Source organism: uncultured Proteiniphilum sp. (genome assembly GCF_937873925.1).
GTDB lineage: Bacteria > Bacteroidota > Bacteroidia > Bacteroidales > Dysgonomonadaceae > Proteiniphilum.
The window spans coordinates 1-4,641 of the sequence record NZ_CALNAT010000215.1; the positions used below are offsets into that span (position 1 = coordinate 1).

The window sequence follows — 4,641 nt, forward strand, 5'->3', positions numbered from 1 at the left end:
TCAGAAGAAAATCAAAATGTTTACGCGTTGTGGCCAAGATTAAGCACTACATGGAACTCAAATAATTTCGCGACAAGCACTTGGTTTATGCGTGACGGTTCTTTTATTCGGTTAAAATCAATTGAATTAGGTTATACACTTCCTCAGAAAATTATGAGAAAACAAAACACTAACCTTAGAATTTATTTTAGTGGGACAAATTTGCTCACTTTCAGTAAATTCAAATTATGGGATCCTGAAATGGCAGGAAATGGATTAGGATATCCCATTCAGAAAGTTTTCAATATAGGAATGAATGTTACATTTTAAATTAATTGAAAATGAGAAAGATTAAATTTTTACTGATAAACATAATAATTGCAACAAGTTGTAATTATCTGGATATAGTACCTGATAATATTGCCACAATCGATCACGCATTTAATATGCGTACTGCAGCTGAAAAATTCCTGTTTACCTGCTATTCCTATGTGCCACGCCATGGCGTTTTTGAATTAAATGTAGCCAATGCGGCAGGTGATGAATTTTGGCTTCCGGCAGGGCAAAATTATGCCTCTTGGCAAATTGCCCGTGGCTACCAGAATTCAGTTGATCCATATATGGGATTTTGGCGGGCAACAAATTGGGGAATTGATTTATACGAAGGGATCAGACAATGTAATATATTTTTGGAAAATATTGGGTCAGTTCGTGATATGGATGATTATGAAAAGGAACGCTGGATTGGCGAAGTAAAATTTCTAAAAGCTTATTATCATTTTTACCTACTCAGAATGTATGGACCAATTCCTTTAATTAAAGTAAATGTTCCTGTAAATGCAGACGGAGAGGAGGTCTTTCCCGTTAGATCTCCGGTTGACGAATGTTTCGATTATATTGTCGAACTGCTGGATGAGGCGCTTGAATATCTTCCGGAACAAATCAATAATGAAATAACGGAATTGGGAAGAATTACAAAGGCAACGGGATTATCGGCAAAAGCAATTGTCCTTACCTATGCTGCCAGTCCTTTTTTCAATGGCAACAACGATTATTTGAACTTTAAAAATAAAAAAGGAGAAGAACTTTTTAATTCAACGGAAGAGGTATCAAAATGGGAAAAAGCCGCCGAAGCTTGCAAAAAAGCTATCAATTTCTGCGAATTAACTGGACACAAACTATATACATTTTCACCTGAATTCTTCCGATATAATATTTCCGAGTCAACCCAGATAGAATTAAGCATCCGAAACAGTATCTGCGAGAAATGGAATTCCGAAATTATATGGGGAAATACAAATAGCCGGTCAGGAAGTTTACAAGCCGGATCAACACCTCGGGGATTGGATCCAATTTATGTTTCAAATGCACTTACAAGTGGCTTTTATGCTCCTACTCTTAAAATTGCCGAGATGTTTTATAGCGAAAATGGTGTACCTATTAATGAAGACAAAACATATGATTATGCTGGAAGATATTCGCTTAAGATGGGGGATTCAAATTCTCGAATCTACATACGTGAATATTATAAAACTGCTGGCTTGCATTTTAACAGGGAACCTCGTTTTTATGCATCATTAGGTTTCGATGGAGGTATATGGTATGGGCAGGGTCGTTTTGATGACAGTAATCCTGAAAGGCTTTTATATGTTTCAAGTAAAAAAGGAGAACCTGCATCACCTGTAAACCAACTCTTTTATTCAGTAACCGGTTATTGGCCTAAAAAATTGGTGAATTTCAACAATGTAATCGGAATAAACACTTATACCATTGAACAGTATCCCTGGCCGGAAATTCGTTTGGCCAACCTTTACCTGTTATATGCCGAAGCCCTGAATGAAATAAATGGACCTAGTGAAGATGTTTACCATTGGATAAACCTTATAAGAGATAGAGCAGGACTTAAAACTGTTGAAGAATCTTGGGAGAATTATTCTTCCAATCCTACAAAATATCAATCTCAGACAGGATTACGAGAAATCATACACCGCGAACGGCTGATTGAGCTTGTGTTTGAAGGCCAACGCTATTGGGATCTTCGTCGTTGGAAAAAATGCATTACGGAACTGAACAAACCCATCATGGGATGGGATATAGCTCAAGAAGAGGCATTATATTACTATCGCCCTAAAGTTGTTTTTAACCAGAAATTTACAACAAGGGATTATTTATGGCCAATCAATGATAATGAGTTGCTTTCAAATAAAAACATTAATCAAAATCCTGGTTGGTAACAAATACTACATCTAACAGCAAATAAACAAGTTTATGAAAATGTATCTATTTATATTATTAATTGCAAGTCTGTTTTTTTTCTCTTGCGACGAAGATGTGATGAGTCCAATTAATCGTGATACGGCACCCTTACCAGTCAGCAACGTGCAAGTGGAAAATTTCCCGGGTGCTGCAAAAATCACGTATGATATACCCAAAGATAAAAATCTGCTTTATGTAAAAGCAGTTTATAGAATTGCAGGGAATGTTGAACGAGAAGTTAAATCTTCTTATCTACAGAATTTTTTGTTCATTGATGGTTTCCCAAACAGTGGAAATTATAAAGTAGAGCTATATACAGTAAGCAGAGGTGAACATTTTTCTGAACCGGTAACTGTTACGGTAAATCCCTTAACTCCTCCATTTATGAAAGTATTTGAATCTTTACAGATAGATGAAACTTTTGGAGGAATGCGCGTTCGTTTTGAAAATGAATCGGAAGCAAGCATAGTTCTTCAGGTTCTTGCTGCTGATTCTACGAACAATCTAGTAGAAGTCGATGCATACTATACCAAAAGGAAAAACGGTTCATTTTCTGTAAGGGGTTTTGAGCCAATAAAAAATATATTCGGTATTTTTGTGCGTGACCGGTGGAACAACTATTCTGATACTCTGCTTGTTGAACTAACTCCGCTCTTCGAACAAAAATTGGACAAATCTCTATTTAAACATGTAGCATTAAAAACCGATTATTATAAACATCATCAACACTGGGACATTACAAAACTCTGGAATGGGAATTACAACCATCACGATGATATTTTTTGCACATCACCGGGACATGGATTACCTCAGTGGTTTACATTTGACTTGGGGGTAACCGCTACCCTCAGTCGGTTTAAATTACACAGCAGAAATGCGGGTCTTACCGACGGTTCATACAACGGAGGCGATCCAAAAATGTTTGAAATTTACGGAAGTAACAATCCTGATCCGGATGGAGGCTGGGAAAACTGGACGTTATTGAGAAGTTGTGAGTCCATAAAACCATCCGGGCTGCCTGTGGGACAAATTACCTCGGAAGACAAGCAATTCGCTGAAGTTGACGGACAAGAATTTGAATTTCCTTTCGGAATACCTCCTGTCAGGTATATTCGATTTAAAACAATAAAACTTTGGGGGTTAATTGACTATGTATATATCAGTGAACTTACTTTCTGGGGAAGTATCGTAGAAAATGAAAAACAATCAAAATAATACCAATATGAAGTCTAATTTACTTTACTCTTTAGTTGCTACTCTTGTTTTACTTTTAGGGTGTGACAACATGCATGACTCTTATAAAAATTTTATTAAGGATGGCGAAATTGTTTATGTGGGAATTGCCGATTCAATACAAGTCTTCCCCGGGAATAATCGGTTAAAGTTAAATTTCTTAATATCTGATCCTTCTGCAAGTAAAGTCTCCATTCTATGGAACAATAAAACAGACTCTCTCATTATCCCAATAGAAAGGGTACATCAAATAGACACTATCAATATTGAATTAACTGATTTACAAGAAGGTGCATATTCATTTAACATTATTGTTTATGACGATGAAAACAATTCTTCGATCACAACATATGCAAATGGCAATGTTTATGGTGAAAACTATACCTCCTCACTATTAAATACCCCTGTCAGAGAAGCAAATGTGAACAAAAATAATAAAACATTGGTTGATGTAATCTGGGGCGCTTCTGATGAAACGGCTATTGGTTCCGAAATAGTTTATACAGACTTGTTTAACAATCTTTGTACCTACTTTGCACCTCCGGAAGAAAAATCAACCGTATTAAAAAATTATTGTGAAGGAACTTCTTTCCAACATCGCACTTTATATCTCCCCGAAGAAACAGCTATCGATACATTTTATACTGCATATGAAACGACAAAAGTAAGAGGTGCCGCAATTGAATACAATAAATCAACCTGGATTGCTACGGGGAATTGCGATGGGAATCGTACTCCTCAAAACGCGATTGATAACAATATCAACACAGTTTGGCATATGGATAAAACTAAAATATATCCACATAGCATGGTAGTGGATATGGGAGAAATAAATACGATCTCAGGATTTTCTTTTATTCAACGTGGTGGAGAGGGGCTTATGTATTCAATCAAATTAATTGAGATGCAAATAAGTGATGACGGCGATAAATGGAGTAGCTTGGGTGAATTTACTTTAGAGAAAATAGAACCTAAACAGTATGTTGATCTGGATATAGATTACTCGTGCAGATATTTTAAACTTATCGCAAAATCGGATTATAACAACGGAGCATTTACAGCTTTGTCAGAAATAGGAGCATATAAAAGATAAATAATTAGATTAAATAATGAAAACAATGAACGAAAGTAAATGTATCGCAAAGTGCGGTTGCAATGCAAGCAGAAGAGATT

The 4,641-nt window shown here is 36.0% G+C and carries 3 protein-coding genes and 1 pseudogene; all 4 read left to right on the forward strand.

Annotated features, from left to right (window positions below; translation table 11 throughout):
• A pseudogene (locus Q0502_RS14395) lies at positions 1-309 on the forward strand (TonB-dependent receptor); the annotation flags it as partial.
• An 11-nt stretch (positions 310-320) separates the two neighbouring features.
• A complete protein-coding gene (locus Q0502_RS14400; protein ID WP_298652089.1) occupies positions 321-2,213 on the forward strand; it encodes a RagB/SusD family nutrient uptake outer membrane protein in 1,893 nt (630 codons plus the stop codon).
• A 34-nt stretch (positions 2,214-2,247) separates the two neighbouring features.
• Positions 2,248-3,450 carry a DUF5000 domain-containing lipoprotein gene (locus tag Q0502_RS14405; RefSeq protein WP_298652091.1) on the forward strand — a complete coding sequence of 401 codons (1,203 nt, stop codon included), beginning with the start codon at positions 2,248-2,250 and terminating at the stop codon, positions 3,448-3,450.
• 7 nt (positions 3,451-3,457) lie between these two features.
• Positions 3,458-4,561, forward strand: a complete 1,104-nt coding sequence (locus tag Q0502_RS14410) for a DUF4998 domain-containing protein (RefSeq protein WP_298652094.1) — start codon at positions 3,458-3,460, stop codon at positions 4,559-4,561.
• The last annotated feature ends 80 nt before the right edge of the window (positions 4,562-4,641 follow it).

Bases quoted from the DNA above. Each gene is read 5' to 3' on its own strand.
- Q0502_RS14400 (WP_298652089.1), top strand. From the start codon at position 321: ATGAGAAAGATTAAATTTTTACTGATAAACATAATAATTGCAACAAGT.
- Q0502_RS14405 (WP_298652091.1), top strand. From the start codon at position 2,248: ATGAAAATGTATCTATTTATATTATTAATTGCAAGTCTGTTTTTTTTC.
- Q0502_RS14410 (WP_298652094.1), top strand. From the start codon at position 3,458: ATGAAGTCTAATTTACTTTACTCTTTAGTTGCTACTCTTGTTTTACTT.